At 70.9% G+C, this 721-nt stretch carries 1 protein-coding gene; it reads left to right on the top strand.

All coding sequences use genetic code 11. The annotated features are described in order from the left end of the window. A partial coding sequence (locus ENSA5_RS27285) for a vWA domain-containing protein (protein ID WP_506737591.1) occupies positions 1-721 on the top strand: 721 nt, incomplete at both ends.

Raw genomic sequence — 721 nt, 5'->3', positions numbered from 1 at the left:
ACCAGGAGTCCCCCTGGGCGAGCGAGTTCGACGCCTGGGGCTTCGACACCCGGGACCGCGTGCCCGTGCTCGCCCTGGCCGACGGCGTGCCCGTGGCCGACATGGCCGTCGAGCTTCGTGACGCCGATCAGCAGATCCTGTGGCAGGCGCGGACCGACAACCTCGGTCGCGCCGAGCTGTGGCCGAGCCTGACCGGCGACGACCCCGTCTGGCCGCTCACGGTCGTGGCCGGCGGCGAGTCCGTCGAGCTGCAGGAGCTCGCCAACGCCCTCGATCCGGTCATCGTCGAGCTCCCGGGCCCGAACCCGGTCGCAGATCTCGACCTGATGTTCGTGGTCGACACGACCGGATCGATGTCCGACGAGCTCGAGTACCTCAAGGTCGAGCTCGACGACGTGATCCAGCGGGTCGAGGCCGAGGTCGAGGCCGACTTCAACCTGCGCCTGAGCGTGAACTTCTACCGTGACGAGGGCGACGAGTACGTGGTCCGCAGCTTCCCCTTCACGACCGACATCTCGGTCGCGCTCAACCAGCTCGCGGCCCAGTCCGCGGACGGCGGCGGCGATTACCCCGAGGCGGTCGAGGCGGGCCTCGTCGACGGCGTCGACGGCCACACCTGGAGCGCCGAGGCCCGCGCGCGGATGCTGTTTTTGATCCTCGACGCGCCGCCCCACGACACCGCGTCGACCCGCGCGAGCCTGGCGGAGTCGGTCGCGTCGGC

It is taken from the genome of Enhygromyxa salina, assembly GCF_002994615.1.
Lineage (GTDB): Bacteria > Myxococcota_A > Polyangia > Nannocystales > Nannocystaceae > Plesiocystis > Plesiocystis salina_A.
This window is presented reverse-complemented; position numbering and strand designations above follow the sequence as displayed.